A 16,312-nucleotide genomic window follows, 5' to 3' on the forward strand; every position below is an offset into this window, starting at 1 on the left:
CATGAATCTGATTGATATTGCGCAAGATCGTATGGCAAAGGATGAATCATCTTTGATTGTGACGATTTTATCTGGAAATCGACAAGGTGATAAGGTGATGTATAGCTATACAGGAGAAGTGGTGTATGGCAATGCTATTGAAGGCTTTACAGTACCTCAACGAATAGAACCACAATTGTTTTCTATTGAAGATATGGAATGCTTTTTGCAACCTGTTGAAAAGGATCCAGAAATTCTTATTTTGGGCGCTGGACATGTCAGCCGTTGTGTGGCGGATCAATTCTTGTTTATTGGTTGCGGCGTCACCGTAGTCGATGACCGAGCGGAATACTTACAAGAACACTTTTTTGATTCCCGTGTAAAACGAGTACATTTAGATTTTAAAACACTCAAGGATAATTTAAATCTTCAAGCCTATACAGGTATTGTGGTGGTTACAAGAGCTCATGAGTTCGATAGCATGTGCTTGCACCAAGTGCGCCATGTGTTGCCAACCTATGTGGGTGTGATGGGTAGCCACAAACGTATTTTCCATGCCTTTGAAGTGTTGAAAGAAGAAGGCTGGATACAGCAAGAGCTAGACATGTTATATGGTCCTATTGGATTAGACTTAGGTGCGCAAACACCAGAAGAGATTGCACTTTCCATCGTAGCAGAATACATGGCAGTATCCTATCGTAAGCAAGGTGGTTTTTTATCAAAGAAGAGGTACACACATGAAGTATGAGTTTATTGAGTATTTACAACAACATAAGCAAGACACGTTAGCAGTGACAACGATTTTAAATACACATGGCTCCACTCCACGGAAAGCAGGTACTACTATGATTGTACATCCTGATGGCTCTATCTTTGGTACCATCGGTGGGGGCCGTGCAGAAAATGAAATTCGATTAAGTGCTGTAGATGCTTTGCAGAAGAAAGAAGCATTTCGTCGTATCTATGTGGACTTAAATGATGATGTAGCCGTTAAAGAGGGTATGGTTTGCGGCGGTAATATGGACGTACTTATCGAAACTTACCGTGCATAAATCGTAGGTTTACTAGAAAAAAATACCAATATAGGATACAATAAAAGGGTACATGCAAGAGCATGTACCCTTATTTTGTATTAGAAAGGATAGGAGATATTCTATGCTGTTTCAATTACAAACTACATTAGAAACATTACGATTCCTAGATATCGTAGATATTATAGTTGTAGCCACTTTATTCTATTGGTTATATAGACTAGTTAAAAATACGAGAGCCTTAGGCTTATTGAAAGGGTTAGGAGTATTAGTGGTCATCAACATCGTGGCACACTTTATGGGGTTGCATACCATTAGTTGGATTATGCAACAAAGTGTGGCCGTTCTAATGATTGCTCTGCCGATTGTATTTCAGCCAGAGTTACGACGCCTCTTAGAACAATTAGGTAGTGGTACTGGATTTTTCTCATCCCGCACTAAAATTTCTAAAGAAGAGCTCACATCCATTGTGAAAGAGGTCGTTATTGCTTGTCGTAGTATGTCTCGTCGTAAAATTGGGGCGCTCATGGTTTTTGAAAGAAACATGAAATTAGATGTGTTATCCATGCAGGGGACTCGTATCGATGGACTTGTGACCAGTGAACTGTTGATGAATTTGTTTTATCCAAAATCTCCTCTTCATGATGGAGCAGTAATCATTCGTAATGGACGTATTGAGACGGCTGCTAGTTTATTACCTGTCAGTCAAAACCGAGATGTGAGCAAGGAATTAGGCACACGACACCGGTCTGCCTTAGGGCAAAGCGAAGAAAGTGATGCTTTAGTAGTAGTGGTCAGCGAAGAAACAGGACAAATTTCTTATGCCTTAGGTGGACAAATTCATCGTGGCGTCACAGAAGATACATTGCGCACAGTTATGTTGTCTTTATTAGAGCCAACACCAAGTGCAGTCAGTTCTTTACTTAAAATAAAACGAGGTGAATCGAAATGATGCATTGGATAGTAGGGTTAAAACATAATTGGGGGATGAAATTATTCTGTTTATTTTGTGCCATTGGTATGTGGGTATTTGTTATGAAGGACCAAAATCCTGTGATAGAAATGACATATACTGTACCAGTGCAAGTGCAGAATTTGGATCAAAATTATTTGGTAGAAGGGGTACCGAGCGAAGTGCGTGTTCATTTGCGAGGACCTCGTAATGCTATCTTTGATATTAATCCATCTGTTTTGAAAGCCTATGTAAACATGAAGAATGCCCGTGTAGGACAGGAAAATGTAGCTATCAATTTTACAGCCCCTACGGGGACTTTCATCGATAGTATAACTCCAGAAAATGTAACAGTTACGGTGGATGAATACATGGTAAAAGAGTTACAAGTCCAGGCGCAACCATTAGGCACGGTGCCAAATGATATTGCCATTAAAGACTCTAAAGTTATGCCTACTACGGTAACGATTTCTGGACCAGCCCATTTGGTAAGCAGAGCATCCTATGCCGTGATTCGGATTAATCTAGATAAACATCGAGAAAGCTTCACGGAAGTAGGGGACATTTTACCTGTAGATTCTGCGGGCAATGTGGTAGAAGGATTGACGATCACACCGAAAGGCGCGCAAATTCAATATGAGCTAGAGCGCATTCGGATGGAGAAAAAGGTGCCAGTCCAAGCTAATGTAGTGGGTAATGTACCTAGTGGCTATACAGTGAAACGAGTAGTGATAGAACCAAAAGAGTTGACCATTGTAGGAAAAGAATCTCTTCTCAATGGGATTGATGGGGTTAAAACGATTGATATTCCTATCCATGGGGCTACGAGTAGTTTTACTGGGGGATATAGTCTAGTCTTGCCAGAAGGTGTAACAACAACCACAGACCGAGTTGTGGTGAAAGTGGAAATTGAACCACATATGTAGGAGAGAAACATGTTACGTATTATAAATTTTCGGATACCCGTGCAAGAGGCGGAGCAGTTAGAAACATTGCTTGTTAAAAAGTATAGTCCTTTACAAGGGCGTATTACAGCAATTCATGTGGTACGACGGGCTGTGGATGCGAGAAAGAAACCGCATATTACTTTCGTGTACACTATGTTCTTAGAAGTAGACCAAGAACAACAATTGATGAAAAAACTAAGTCGGTATAAAGATATTACTTTGATGGAACCTGAAATGTCGGAACCTATTGTGCGTGGTACTATGCCTATGCAATATCGACCAGTGGTGGTAGGTTTTGGACCGGCGGGCATGCTAGCGGCCTTTTACTTAGCTCGAGAAGGGTATCGTCCTATCGTGTTAGAACGAGGTCAAGATGTAGACCAACGTACCTTAGATGTAGAACAGTTTTGGAAAGAAGGTATTTTCAAACCTGAATCGAATGTACAGTTTGGTGAAGGTGGAGCAGGTACCTTTTCAGACGGTAAATTAACCACTCGTGTAACCCATCCAAGACTTCATGAGATTGCTACGTACTTTGTAGAATTTGGAGCTCCTGAAGAAATTTTATATAAACATAAACCTCATGTAGGAACAGATATTTTGCGCCATATGGTAAAAGCTATGCGACAGCAGATTATTGCTTGGGGCGGGGAAGTCCGTTTTGGTGCACAGGTGACAGATATTAAAGTACAAGATCAAACAGTAACAGACGTTGTGATCAATGGAACAGAACAAATCCCAGCAGATATTGTACTATTAGGGGTTGGACATAGTGCGCGTGATACGTATCGCATGCTCCATGATAGAGGGGTCCATTTAGAAGGGAAATCCTTTGCCATTGGTGTTCGTATTGAACACGATCAAGATGTTATCGATACGTCACAATATGGGGTGCATCCAGAGGATATTGGTCTAGGCGCGGCAGAATATTCTTTGGTATATCACGATAAAGAACAAGATCGTTCTTGCTATAGTTTCTGTATGTGCCCAGGAGGACAAGTCGTTGCCAGTGCTTCAGAAGAAGGTGGCGTTGTGACTAATGGTATGAGTTTATACGCTCGTGACAGTGGCATTGCCAATAGTGCTTTGGTGGTTACTGTAGGACCTCGTGATTTTGGAGATCATCCATTAGCCGGGGTGGACTTTCAACGAAAATGGGAAGAACAAGCTTTTATCGTGGGCGGGCGCAATTACCATGCACCAATTCAGACGGTAGGTCACTTCTTAGGCCGCACAGAGACAAATGATGTACAGCGTAAATCTTATAGTTATGAGCCTGGTGTGACACCAGCAGATATTCGTCAATGTTTGCCAGACTATGTGACGAATACATTAGCAGAGGCGTTGCCATATTTTGGGCGACGCATACAAGGCTTTGATGCGGACCATGTGTGTATGACTGGGGTGGAAACACGAACATCAGCACCGCTTCGCATCGTACGAGATGAACATAGACTTTCACAGTCCACGAAGGGATTATATCCTATCGGGGAAGGTGCAGGCTATGCAGGAGGCATTATGAGTGCCGCTTTAGATGGGGCAGAAACTGCCATATTAGTTATGAATACATATGGCCCTTTGAAAGGAGATCATCATGAGTAGATTATTCGGTACAGATGGGGTACGAGGTTTAGTCAATGAATTTTTAACGCCAGAGTTGGCCTATCATTTAGGTCGAGCAGCGGCGTCTTATTTTGGTCAATCCGTAGAACGTCCAACCTTCTTAATTGGACGTGATACACGTATTTCTGGAGGCATGCTAGAAAATGCTTTAGCCTCTGGTATTTGCGCAGTAGGCGGTGATGTGATTATTTTAGGGGAAGCACCAACCCCTGCCATTGCTTACTTGGTTCGCCAAAAAGGTTGTACTGCAGGGGTTGTGATTTCTGCATCCCATAATCCGTATCCAGATAATGGTATCAAATTCTTTGATGGTAATGGATTTAAATTACCAGATGCAGTAGAAGATGAAATTGAAAAGCTATGTACAGCTAGCGCAGATGATTGCTTGCCACGTCCAACAGATGGAGATATTGGACGGATTACGTATCATCAAGACTGGGTGGAAGAATATGTGAATTTCGTAGTATCCACTAGTGATGCTTTAACTGGATTGAAAGTTGTCTATGACGGAGCTCATGGGGCAGCTTCTAATGTGGGCCCTAAGATTCTTCGCCAATTAGGGGCAGAGGTAGTAGCCATCAATGTAGAGCCAACGGGCACAAATATCAACGATAACGCAGGGTCTACGCATTTAGAAGGCTTGCAAGAGGCGGTGCTTCGTGAAGGCGCACAAGTGGGGATTGCCAATGATGGTGATGCAGACCGTTGTTTGATGGTGGATGAAAAAGGTCAAGTCTTAGACGGTGACCAAATCATGTTGCTTTGTGGTTTACACCTGAAAGAACAAGGTAAACTAAAAGACAATATGATCGTAGGCACAGTGATGAGTAATATCGGCTTTCACAAGGCGGCAAAAGAGTTGGGTATGCAAACATGCAGCACAGCAGTAGGGGATCGTTATGTGTTGGAAAAAATGCTCGCTGATGGATACTCTATTGGTGGCGAACAATCGGGACATGTCATCTTCTTAGATTACAATAGTACAGGAGATGGTTTGTTGACGGCAGTGCAAACCTTGTCCATAATGAAAGAAAAAGGAAAATCTTTATCTGAACTAGCTGGTTTGATGACAAAATACCCACAATTGTTAGTAAATGTACGAGTGCTTACAAAAGCAGGCTGGGAGACGAATAGTGCGATCCAAGATGCGATCCGTGAAGCAGAAGAAGAATTGGGGGGCAATGGTCGTATTTTAGTGCGTCCATCTGGTACGGAACCATTGATTCGCGTTATGGCAGAAGGGCCAGACCAAGACCAATTGGATGAATTATGTAACCGTATTGGCGATGTGATCCGCATTGAACAAGGAGAAGCCTAATGTTTCGCTTAGTGACGGACGAAGAAACCTATGAACAAGGCACTTGGGATGATGTAGAAACGGTGCTACATCAGATTGTGGCAGATGAGCGTGTGTTTTTTACATTAGTTTGGGATACACCAAAAGAAAACAGCCACTTTGTCCAAGCCATTATGGATGAAGACCATCCAGATCAATTAAATTTAGAAATTGCCTTATCCAAAGATGGTCATAATTATATGTATGTGAAGAAGTATGTGACTATACCATGGTGTATGGATACATTAGAAACCATGTATGTACAAAACCATTTACCAGATATGAGCATTTGGGAGTTTGTCGGAGCGTTTCCGCAGGGATAGATGTTTGACGGCTTTGACGTTATGGATGGATAGGGTTCTTTAGGGGCCTTTTGGCTATTAAAATATAAAAAAGAGAGGAAAGTTGATGTTTCAATCAACTTTCCTCTTATTGTATTGGGAACCATTTTATAGGGTTCTATTTTGTGATAGCCCTTTTTAGATTTAGTTATTCCGCAATAGGTGCTTGTAATAGAGCATTGCCAGTATCCATGCCCACAGGACTAGGGCTTACCAAATATAAGCAAAGCACGATGAGGATGGTTAAACCGATGATTAACCAAGAGAATTTACCAGATTTACTGAATCCGTAGTATCCAAACATGCGGATACCGAAGGCACAACCAACGGCAGCAATTAAGGAAGCTAAGGAAAATTGATTTTCTAGTACAAATAGAACCATGGTGCCCGCAAAAGCGCCGATGACTGTGACCATAGGTACAATGCGATCAAAAGAAGATGGGAAATTTCGTTTCACTCCGTGAATATAGGAAGAAATATCTAATCCAAATAGACCTAATAGTAAGGATAAGGATGGCCAAATAGCAGTCCAGGATTGACGCATAGCATAGCGATTCGCCCCTGCATAGTAAGCAAACCAAGTTAAGCCCAACATAGCAATTCCCACCAATAGGAAGTACCAAGTATCAGGGATATGACGGTATGCTAAGACACCGACGATAGTCCAACCAGCAGCTAGTACGGAGGAAGTCCCAATTTGTTTTAGGGTAGGTCGTTCTGCTTGTGGAATGCGTTTGTATAGAGCAGCCCCTAATTCTAAGATAAAGAAAAAAATAAATAACCCAATGGATAGATGAGGAGATACTAGACTCAATCCAAAAGAGATAACTAGAGGGATAAGTAATTTCCAACCTGGGAAGAAGGTTAACTCTTTGAAGTCTAGTCGTACATCCTGTGTTTCTAAGGTAAATGTGTTATACAAAGTGAATGTCAACATAAATGATACGACTTCTACCGGTGTAGCCCCCCAATATAATAGGGTTGGTACTAATAAGAAAGAAATAGCAATTCCCGTAAATCGAGAAATGAATGCGGCTACAATACCTATTGTAAAGTAAGGTAGCAAGGCCAAGATATACTCCATAATGAACTCCTTTTTAATACATGATATACTTACTTTTAGTATACGTTACTTTGGAACGCATAGCAAGGATATCAATAGATATCAGTGGGTATTAGGAGAAATTTCTTGTGGATGTGTATCTTTGATAATCCGTCGAATTGTTTCTGGATGGCATCCATAGTGAGATGCGATTTCTGCTACAGATAGTTGATCCCTCTTGTGTAAATTTTGTATAGCATAGGTATGTTCGCGGATACGTCGTGCTTTTCGGTAGACTCCGTGGCGGATTAATAGATTGCGAATTGTATGGTACTTAGTTTGGTAGGTGGTGGCTAATTGTTGCAACGACGTACCTTGTACATAGTCAGAAATAATGGAGTATGTAGGAAGTTGCTCTTTATTCCCTCGTAACATAATTCCTCGTTCTCGTAACCGCGACGCAATGGTGGAGGGTTTGACAGAGTATAGCTTACCAATATGAATAGTAGACAGTTTGTGTTGTGTGTAGAGCTGGCAAATATCATCCATAGGTAAATCAATGCGCTTTAGGCTATTTCGGAGGGAAACACCATGGCGTTGTAATAGATGGATAATCGTAGAAGGAGCCACCTGTAATTCTCTGCCAATCATGGCAGCACTAGATCCTCTAGCGTAAGATTCTAAGATATAGGAGATAGGTAATGATGTTTGTGAAGAACTAGGGCGGAGTTCCTTTAGGTGCCATTTATGTAATCGACTATAGATAGTGCGAGGAGATACATGAAAATGCTGGGCAATGGATTTGATGGATTTACTACTTTTATAGAGTTGAGTCAGTTCCTCTTTGGAGATCGTGGGAATTCTACTATGAAAGGGAATCCCATAGTCTCGTAGTCGTTGGCAAATGGTGCTTTGACTACAGTGTAATTGCTCGGCGATAGCAGTAGTACTCATGCCTTTTGTTACATACAGTTGGTACAGTAATTCATAAGGAATGGGAATGATGAACTTTTTTGGTTTGCTCATAATAGGCCTCCTCCTATGTTTTCTGTGAATGATAGATTACTTTCAGTATGCACAGAATAGTGCACATTGTCCACTCACTGGTAGGAGTGTGTATGACTGGTAGGAAATTTTTTGCCATCTATGGAGGAAGAGGGGGACAATCGTGTATAATAAAAGGAACAGTTTTGATGATAGAAGGAGATACTATGAAAGATATGATTCATTATATTGCGATGCTACCGGCTATTGCCATCGCAATTTCTATATTTAACTACGCACAAGCGAAGATGGCGATCCGTTTGGGAGATACTACACCGAGACAATGGGGAAGAGATACGATTAATCCTTTCGCTCATATTGACTTACTTGGTATATTGGTGATGCTTATTGCTAGCGTAGGTTGGAGTAAGCCGATTCCCTTTTCACCCTATCATTTTAAAAACCCACGCACTGCGATGATACAAATTGCCTTAGCTGGATTAGGTGCTAATATTTTAGTGGCATTTCTGGCCTATGTAGGCATGTCCATTGCCATGCAAGTCAGCACAGTAAGCACTGGCTTACAAATGGTCATGTCCTATATCGTGACCTTGTGCATCGGCTTTGGCGTTTTCAATATGCTACCAGTGCCAGGCTTTATTGGATTTTATGTACTACTACAATATTTGCCTTATGAGTGGCAAGAAAAATTATTGAATGCTCAGTTGTGGTTCTTTATCGGCATTCTGGTGTTGGGACAATTTGGATTTTTAGGTGCTGTGATTCGTCCAGTATTTGCAGTGATTTTGGGTATTTTTGAAAGTATTGTTCATCTAATCCTATAATTAATGGATATGCGTCTTGTTAATACATAGATAAAAACAATCGTCAATTATAGAAATAATTCATAATTAAAAATAAATATTGCTAGTGATTCTCAAAAGATGTACAATATAAGTATTGTAATTTTATATTTCATAGGAGGATATCCATCATGAAAAAAAGTAAGTTAGCAATTCTTGCATTAGCATTAGTAGGGGCTGTATCTGTAGGATCCAATGCATCAGCACATGGCGTGTGGTTTGCAGAACGTATTGATCAACCAACATTGGTATTAGGCGAAGGTCCTGTAGATAACGCATACGAACCATCTATGGTAAAAAGCTTTGAAGCTTATGATGTGGCATATAATCCATTGGACATGAAAGTAATGCCTCATGAACACAATGTAACTATTGAGAAAAATAAAATGTTAGGTACTACAGCAACTACATTTGACTATGGCTATTTTACAAAAGATAAAGATGGCAAAATGCATAAAGCTATGATGAAAGATGTACCAAATGCTGTGAAATCTACGCATGCTGTAAAATATAATGTAAACTATTGGAATGCAGCAGTAAAACCTGAACGTTTGAATATGCCAATCGAAATCGTTCCAAGCGTTAACCCATTGACATTGCGTAAAGGTGATACTTACGAAATCCAAGTATTCAAAGATGGTATGCCGTATGCTAACGCTCCATTAATCAAAGACGTTATCAATGATTTGACTAATGAAAGTCAAGCTGATGCACAAGGTAAAGCAATGGTAACAGTGAGTGCTAATGGCTTGAACGTTGTGGGCGTAGAAGTAGCATTCCCAACAGAAACAAAAGGAGAACAAACAAAATACTTCTCTAGCTTGTCATTTACGATTCAACCAGAGTAAAACGTCTCTTGCGATGCTATGAAAACTTGTGGCGGCTTAACTAAATAAAGGAAAGAGCACGGCATACCCCCTCTCAAACGGTATTTCATAATGTTTGTTCGGAGGCACACCGTGCTCTTTTTGTATTTGTATCATTTGGATAGTAAAACTCGCCACAAGTTTTCTACGCATAACTGCGTTCCTTAGGTAATAGTGTTAAATATTATCAACGTTATGTGTGATTTATGCTATAATAAAATTAAAGAGTCATCAACGTGAGTTGGGCTCATCTCTTCCTATAATAGGAGGAGGTGATAGTATGTCTATATTTGAAAAGATTTATTTAATCATTCTTATTTTAGATCTGCTAATTAATTTCACTAATTTATTGAAATAGATTAATGAAGACGCCTAACGCAAAGAGGTCTGTCAACCTCACACGTTAGGCGTCATCATATTTCCAAGTTTTGAGATGAGCCTAACGCCGTTCACACGTTGATGGCTCTTCTTTTTACACGTGTAGTATAGCATATTCTGAGAAAAAATTCTACTAACACCTCTATAAAACGTCATTTGTTACGCTATGCAGCCTTGAGGCGGTCTTAACTGAATATGATAAAGGGATGACCGCAATACACTGTGATTGCTGCTTGTCACGTTAAATTAGATATATTAGGCAAAGGGAAGAGCACGGCATACCCCTCACAAACGGTATTTCATAATGTTTGTTCGGGGCATACCGTGCTCTTCTAAGGTATATGTATTTGTGACATAAGTGAACGTGACAAAGATTTAGCATACTCAGGGGATATTGCGGTCATCTTGTGTTTATTTGATTTAGTCAGTAAGAGCCGCCACAAAGGCTGCTACGCTTAATTGCGTTCCTTAGGGAAGGGGTGTACTCTTTTTTTGTCTGTGTTATTTAGTTAGTAAGGGGGGCACAAGTTTTATACATGTAACTAGGTTCCTTGGGGAGAATATATACTGATAGGAAATTTTAAAGGAGGATAAAGAATAGTTTGTGAATTGTATGGATAGGTGGTGCATGGCGCGCTACCGTACTGCATTATGGATGTGGTATAATTTAGTTAACTCAAAGAGCGAGGTACATCTATGCAATTCAAGTCTTTTGATGAGTTGAGTATTCAAGATAATTTTATCTTTGAAAAGGTGATGCGTGAGAAATCAATTTGTAAAGAATTATTAGAACGGGTATTGGAGATTTCAATTCTGGATATTGCGTATATTGAAACGGAAAAGACAATGGAGTCTGGTCTTGATGATAAAGGTGTGCGCTTGGACGTGTATGTGAATGATGACAAAGGAACAGTCTACAATATTGAAATGCAAACGTACAAGAATATGCCTGAGTTAATAAAACGGTCACGATTTTATCATAGTGCCATTGATCATTATTCTATGGAAAAGGGCGCTGACTATATGACATTGAATGATTGTTTTGTTATTTTTATTTGTACGTTCCCTATATTTTCTGGAAAGCTCCATAAGTACACGTATACAAAAAAGTGTACAGAAGAGCTGGGTAGAGAGTTAGGAGATGGTTTAACCACTATATTTTTAAGTACCAAGGCTCAAATGAATGATGTTTCAGAACTATTACAGAACTTCTTGGATTATGTAGATGGTAGACCTCCAGCAGATGGTTTGTTACAACAGATGGATGAGGTTGTGCACGTAGTGAAGCAAAGTAAGGAGTGGAGGGGTGAATATATGAAATTAGAAATGGATCGGAAGAAATATTGGCGTGAGGGAAAAAAAGAGGGGACACTAGAAGCAATTGTTGGTATGTTACGTGAAAAATTATCAGTAGAGATGATTGCCCGCATTACCAATATGCCTGTAGACCAAGTAATTCAAATTGGAAAAGAGCATGCGCTCTTATAAAACGTCACTTGTTACGCTATGCAGCCTTGAGGCGGCCTTAACTGAATATAATAAAGGGAAGCCCATGGCATACTCCTTCACAAACGGTATTTCATAATGTTTGTTCAGGAGCACGCCATGGGCTTCTTGCTTTTGTTTGATTTAGTCAGTAAAAACCGCCACAAAGGCTGCTACGCTTAACTGCGTTCCTTGGGAGAAATTATATCCAATTATAATCTTTAAGTAGTTAGCAATTATTATCAACGTTGTGTGTGATTTGTGCTATAATAAAATTAAAGAGTCATCAACGTGAGTTGGGCTCATCTCTTCCTATAATAGGAGGAGGTGATAGTATGACAGAGTTTGAAAAGTTTTATTTGATTATTCTAACTTTGGAATTACTAATTCATTTTATTGATTTATTTAAATAAATAATAAAATGGCCTAACGTAAAAGAGGTCTGACCACCTCACACGTTAGGTCCATTTTTATGTATACATTGAGATGAGCCTAACGCCATAGACACGTTGATGGCTCTTCTTTTTACATGTGTAGTATAGCATATTCTGAGAAAAAATTCTACTAACTCCGCTACGCTTAACTGCGTTCCTCAGAGAAGGGTGGCTCTTTTTTGTCTGCGTTATTTAGTTAGTAAGGGGGGCACAAGTTTTCTACACATAACTGTGTTACCTGAGGAGAACATATACTGATAGGAAATTTTAAAGGGAGATAAACGATAGTTTGCGAATTGTATGGATAGGTGGTGCATGGCGTGCTACCGTACTGCATTATGGATGTGGTATAATTTAGTTAACTCAAAGAGCGAGGTACATCTATGCAATTCAAGTCTTTTGATGAGTTGAGTATTCAAGATAATTTTATCTTTGAAAAGGTGATGCGTGAGAAATCGATTTGTAAGGAATTGTTAGAACGGGTATTGGAGATTTCAATTCTAGATATTGCGTATATTGAAACGGAAAAGACAATGGAGTCTGGTCTTGATGATAAAGGTGTGCGCTTGGACGTGTATGTGAATGATGACAAAGGAACTGTCTACAATATTGAAATGCAAACGTACAAGAATATGCCTGAGTTAATAAAACGGTCGCGCTTTTATCATAGTGCCATTGATCACTATTCTATGGAAAAGGGCGCTGACTATATGACATTGAATGATTGTTTTGTTATTTTTATTTGTACGTTCCCTATATTTTCTGGAAAGCGTCATAAGTACACGTATACAAAAAAGTGTACAGAAGAGCTAGGCAGAGAGCTGGGGGATGGTTTAACTACTATTTTTTTAAGTACTAAGGCAGAAATGAATGATGTTTCGGAAGTATTACAGAACTTCTTGGATTATGTAGATGGTAGACCTCCAGCAGATGGTCTGTTACAACAGATGGATGAGGTTGTGCACGTAGTGAAGCAAAGTAAGGAATGGAGAGGTGAATATATGAAATTAGAAATGGATCGGAAGAAATATTGGCGCGAGGGAAAAGAAGCGGGCAAAGTAGAGGGGACACTAGAGGCAATTGTCGGTATGTTACGTGAAAAATTATCAGTAGAGATGATTGCCCGTATTACTAATATGCCTGTAGATCAAGTGATTCAAATTGGAAAAGAGCATGCACTCTTATAAAACGTCTCTTGAGATGCTATGAAAACTTGTGGCATGCATTGAGCGGTTAAATGAACGAGCGCGACACATTCCTCCACAAACTGATCCTACGGTAGGTTTGCTCCGGAATATGTCGCGCTCATTTTGTATTTGTGTAATTCAGTCAATATGGGTGCCACAACTTTTTTCTACTCATCACTGTGTTCCTCAGGAGAATAAAGAGCACGGCATACCCCTCACAAACGGTATTTCATAATGTTTGTTCGGGGCACACCGTGCTCTTCTAAGGTATATGTAATTGTGACATAAGTGAACGTGACAAAGATTTAGCATACTCAGGGGATATTGCGGTCATCTTGCGTTTGTTCGATTTAGTCAATAAAGGTCTGCCTCAAATGCTACTACGCCTAACTGCGTTCCTTGGGAATGGGGGCAGGTCTCTTATTAATATTGTACATATAAATCATCTGCGTTATAGTTTTCATATATAACTTACTATCTTTTATACATATTATACAAATCCCTACTCAAAGAGTATAGTATAAACATCAGATTGATACTTATCGATGTACACTATGGAGGTGTTGTATATATGAAATATTCTGTAACTGGATTCCCACGTATTGGGGCGAAACGAGAGTTAAAATTTATTACTGAATCTTATTTCCGTGGCGATGTGAGCCTAGAGGATTTGACGAAGGTTGTGGAAGAGCAACGTGAGGTGCAATGGAAAGTGCAACAGGCGGCTGGAGCAGACTTCATTCCATCCAATGACTATTCCTTATACGATGGTGTGTTGGATACAGCGTTCACGTTGAATGCGATTCCAAAGCGTTATCAAAACCTAGGGTTAGGTGAGGTAGATACTTACTTTGCTGCGGCTCGTGGCTATCAAGGGGAGGCGGGCGATGTGAAAGCTTTTTCTATGAAGAAATGGTTCAACACGAACTATCACTACTTGGTGCCAGAAATCGACGATGACGTGAAGTTGCAATTGCGATCCACAGAGTTCCTAGATGGTTATCGTCAAGCGAAGTCATTAGGTATCGAAACTAAACCTGTTTTGGTGGGGCCTTTCACATTCTTACAATTAGCAGATTTTAGAGGTAACAAGAGTATTGATGATGTAGTGGATGATGTCATCACAGCCTATGTGGACATATTCAAGGCGGCCAAAGAAGAAGGTGTATCCTGGATTCAAGTAGATGAGCCGTACTTGGTATACGATCTTAACGAAGGGGACGTAGCATTATTCTCTCGCATCTATGAAAGCTTACTTCCGCAAAAACAAGGCTTACACGTATTATTGCAAACCTACTTTGGAGATATCCGTGATGCCTATGAAGTAGTAACAGGTCTTGATTTTGACGGCATTGGTTTAGACTTTATCGAGGGCAAGCAAACGGAATCCTTAGTGAAAACCCATGGGTTCCCACAAGGTAAACTGCTCTTTGCTGGTTTAGTGAATGGTAAAAACATTTGGCGCACAGATTATAAAAAAGTGTTGGCAAAATTGGAAGAATTAAAAGCAGCTGGCATCGATGTGGTGCTTAGCACATCTTGTTCCTTGCTACATGTGCCGTATACCGTGGAGAACGAGCCGAAGCTTCCACAAGCGGTGTTACAACATTTCTCCTTCGCCCATGAAAAATTAGGAGAATTAAGAGAAATTGCAGACCTAGTAGAGCTTTCAGATTACGCATCTCACGAAGCATTCCAAGTTAACCAAGCGTTGTTTACAGCATCTGAACTTCGCACCGATGAAAGTGTGCAACAAGCAGTTGCGGCCTTGGTAGAAGAAGATTTCAACCGCCCGCAAAGCATTAAAGAACGCCAAGCAGTGCAAAAAAATATCTTCCAATTGCCATTGTTACCAACCACAACCATCGGATCTTTCCCACAAACAAAAGCGGTGAAAGAAAATCGTAAATTGTTCCGCCAAGGAGAGATTTCTGAAGCGGAATACCGCGGAAAAGCAAAAGAGTTCATCAAAGACTGTATCAAATTGCAAGAAGACATCGGCTTAGATGTACTGGTACATGGCGAGTTCGAGCGCAATGATATGGTGGAATTTTTCGGAGAAAATTTAGATGGCTATGTGTTTACATCCAATGCGTGGGTACAGTCCTATGGTACACGGGGTGTAAAACCGCCAATCGTGTTTGGCGATATCAAAAGGAAACAAGCTATTACCACGGATTATAATGCATACGCTAGCAGCTTGACAGATAAACAAGTAAAAGGCATGTTGACAGGTCCTGTGACAATTTTGAATTGGTCCTTCCCTCGTGAAGACATTTCTACAAAAGAAATGATGTACCAAATCGGATTGGCTATCCGTGAAGAAGTGCTTGACCTAGAAGCGGCAGGCATTCGCATCATCCAAATCGATGAAGCGGCTCTTCGTGAAAAATTGCCATTACGCCGTGCTGATTGGTATGGCGATTATCTAGACTTTGCCATCAAAGCATTCCGTCTATGCCATGCGAAAGTGAAAGTGGAAACGCAAATTCATACGCATATGTGCTATAGCGAGTTTGAAGATATTATCTCTGAAATTGATGCCATGGATGCAGACGTGATTACCTTTGAGGCGTCACGATCCAAGTTAACATTACTAGATGCTTTATTGGAAAATAACTTCCAAACAGAAGTAGGACCTGGTGTGTATGATATCCACTCTCCACGAGTACCAAGCGTAGAAGAGATTAAAGATGTTATACGTTTGATCGTTTCAAAAATCCCGGTAGAACATGTATGGATAAACCCAGACTGCGGATTGAAAACACGTGGTGAGAAAGAAACAGTTGCCAGCCTACAACACATGGTACAAGCGGTACAAGAAATTCGAGCAGAGTTGAGTAAATAATAAATAATAGTAAGAA

The 16,312-nt window shown here is 40.3% G+C and carries 14 protein-coding genes; 12 read left to right on the top strand and 2 right to left on the bottom strand.

Going from position 1 to position 16,312, the window contains the following annotated elements; translation table 11 throughout:
• Window position 1: 1 nt before the first annotated feature.
• The 7 genes from EO127_RS06060 to EO127_RS06090 all read left to right on the top strand — a co-directional run bounded on the left by EO127_RS06060 (window position 2) and on the right by EO127_RS06090 (window position 6,191).
• The gene (locus EO127_RS06060; protein WP_127448576.1) at window positions 2-727 is read left to right on the top strand and encodes an XdhC family protein; all 726 of its coding nucleotides are present in this window, start codon (window positions 2-4) and stop codon (window positions 725-727) included.
• Entirely contained in the window at window positions 717-1,031 is a 315-nt protein-coding gene (locus EO127_RS06065; RefSeq protein ID WP_127161061.1) for an XdhC family protein, read from the top strand. Before EO127_RS06060 ends, EO127_RS06065 begins: the two co-directional genes overlap by 11 nt.
• 103 nt (window positions 1,032-1,134) lie before the next feature.
• On the top strand, window positions 1,135-1,962 hold the full coding sequence (gene cdaA / locus EO127_RS06070; RefSeq protein ID WP_127068299.1) for a diadenylate cyclase CdaA: 828 nt from the start codon (window positions 1,135-1,137) through the stop codon (window positions 1,960-1,962).
• Window positions 1,959-2,888 carry a YbbR-like domain-containing protein gene (locus EO127_RS06075; protein WP_127448577.1) on the top strand — a complete coding sequence of 310 codons (930 nt, stop codon included), beginning with the start codon at window positions 1,959-1,961 and terminating at the stop codon, window positions 2,886-2,888. Before cdaA ends, EO127_RS06075 begins: the two co-directional genes overlap by 4 nt.
• A 9-nt stretch (window positions 2,889-2,897) precedes the next feature.
• Entirely contained in the window at window positions 2,898-4,511 is a 1,614-nt protein-coding gene (locus EO127_RS06080; RefSeq protein ID WP_127448578.1) for an NAD(P)/FAD-dependent oxidoreductase, read from the top strand.
• A complete protein-coding gene (gene glmM, locus EO127_RS06085) occupies window positions 4,504-5,850 on the top strand; it encodes a phosphoglucosamine mutase (protein WP_127448579.1) in 1,347 nt (448 codons plus the stop codon). Before EO127_RS06080 ends, glmM begins: the two co-directional genes overlap by 8 nt.
• Window positions 5,850-6,191 (top strand): hypothetical protein, encoded by a 342-nt coding sequence (locus EO127_RS06090; protein ID WP_127448580.1) that lies wholly within the window; start codon window positions 5,850-5,852, stop codon window positions 6,189-6,191. The genes glmM and EO127_RS06090 overlap by 1 nt, the downstream gene beginning before the upstream one ends.
• 166 nt (window positions 6,192-6,357) lie before the next feature.
• On the opposite strand, the gene EO127_RS06095 is transcribed toward EO127_RS06090, so the two are convergent.
• Both EO127_RS06095 and EO127_RS06100 read right to left on the bottom strand, forming a co-directional pair.
• Complete coding sequence (locus EO127_RS06095) at window positions 6,358-7,293, bottom strand: hypothetical protein (RefSeq protein WP_127448581.1); 936 nt, start codon at window positions 7,291-7,293, stop codon at window positions 6,358-6,360.
• 81 nt (window positions 7,294-7,374) lie between these two features.
• Complete coding sequence (locus tag EO127_RS06100; protein WP_127448582.1) at window positions 7,375-8,277, bottom strand: helix-turn-helix domain-containing protein; 903 nt, start codon at window positions 8,275-8,277, stop codon at window positions 7,375-7,377.
• Window positions 8,278-8,462: 185 nt separating this feature from the next.
• Here EO127_RS06100 and EO127_RS06105 point away from each other — a divergent pair, with 185 nt between their 5' ends.
• From EO127_RS06105 to metE, 5 genes are all read left to right on the top strand, one after another.
• A complete protein-coding gene (locus EO127_RS06105) occupies window positions 8,463-9,080 on the top strand; it encodes a site-2 protease family protein (RefSeq protein ID WP_127448583.1) in 618 nt (205 codons plus the stop codon).
• A gap of 149 nt (window positions 9,081-9,229) precedes the next feature.
• Window positions 9,230-9,946, top strand: coding sequence for a DUF4198 domain-containing protein (locus EO127_RS06110; protein ID WP_127448584.1), 717 nt, complete (start codon window positions 9,230-9,232; stop codon window positions 9,944-9,946).
• Window positions 9,947-11,038: 1,092 nt separating this feature from the next.
• Window positions 11,039-11,830 carry an Rpn family recombination-promoting nuclease/putative transposase gene (locus EO127_RS06115; protein WP_127448585.1) on the top strand — a complete coding sequence of 264 codons (792 nt, stop codon included), beginning with the start codon at window positions 11,039-11,041 and terminating at the stop codon, window positions 11,828-11,830.
• Between the two features lie 814 nt (window positions 11,831-12,644).
• Window positions 12,645-13,448: an Rpn family recombination-promoting nuclease/putative transposase gene (locus EO127_RS06120; protein ID WP_127448586.1), complete on the top strand. Its 804-nt coding sequence runs from the start codon at window positions 12,645-12,647 to the stop codon at window positions 13,446-13,448.
• Window positions 13,449-14,019: 571 nt separating this feature from the next.
• On the top strand, window positions 14,020-16,296 hold the full coding sequence (metE, locus tag EO127_RS06125) for a 5-methyltetrahydropteroyltriglutamate--homocysteine S-methyltransferase (RefSeq protein ID WP_127448587.1): 2,277 nt from the start codon (window positions 14,020-14,022) through the stop codon (window positions 16,294-16,296).
• Window positions 16,297-16,312 lie beyond the last annotated feature (16 nt).

The organism is Veillonella sp. 3310, from assembly GCF_003999875.1.
Lineage (GTDB): Bacteria > Bacillota > Negativicutes > Veillonellales > Veillonellaceae > F0422.

Coding starts and splice junctions, on each gene's coding strand:
- EO127_RS06115 (WP_127448585.1), top strand. CDS start 11,039: ATGCAATTCAAGTCTTTTGATGAGTTGAGTATTCAAGATAATTTTATC.
- EO127_RS06065 (WP_127161061.1), top strand. CDS start 717: ATGAAGTATGAGTTTATTGAGTATTTACAACAACATAAGCAAGACACG.
- EO127_RS06120 (WP_127448586.1), top strand. CDS start 12,645: ATGCAATTCAAGTCTTTTGATGAGTTGAGTATTCAAGATAATTTTATC.
- metE (WP_127448587.1), top strand. CDS start 14,020: ATGAAATATTCTGTAACTGGATTCCCACGTATTGGGGCGAAACGAGAG.
- EO127_RS06105 (WP_127448583.1), top strand. CDS start 8,463: ATGAAAGATATGATTCATTATATTGCGATGCTACCGGCTATTGCCATC.
- EO127_RS06100 (WP_127448582.1), bottom strand. CDS start 8,277: ATGAGCAAACCAAAAAAGTTCATCATTCCCATTCCTTATGAATTACTG.
- EO127_RS06080 (WP_127448578.1), top strand. CDS start 2,898: ATGTTACGTATTATAAATTTTCGGATACCCGTGCAAGAGGCGGAGCAG.
- EO127_RS06060 (WP_127448576.1), top strand. CDS start 2: ATGAATCTGATTGATATTGCGCAAGATCGTATGGCAAAGGATGAATCA.
- EO127_RS06095 (WP_127448581.1), bottom strand. CDS start 7,293: ATGGAGTATATCTTGGCCTTGCTACCTTACTTTACAATAGGTATTGTA.
- glmM (WP_127448579.1), top strand. CDS start 4,504: ATGAGTAGATTATTCGGTACAGATGGGGTACGAGGTTTAGTCAATGAA.
- cdaA (WP_127068299.1), top strand. CDS start 1,135: ATGCTGTTTCAATTACAAACTACATTAGAAACATTACGATTCCTAGAT.
- EO127_RS06075 (WP_127448577.1), top strand. CDS start 1,959: ATGATGCATTGGATAGTAGGGTTAAAACATAATTGGGGGATGAAATTA.
- EO127_RS06090 (WP_127448580.1), top strand. CDS start 5,850: ATGTTTCGCTTAGTGACGGACGAAGAAACCTATGAACAAGGCACTTGG.
- EO127_RS06110 (WP_127448584.1), top strand. CDS start 9,230: ATGAAAAAAAGTAAGTTAGCAATTCTTGCATTAGCATTAGTAGGGGCT.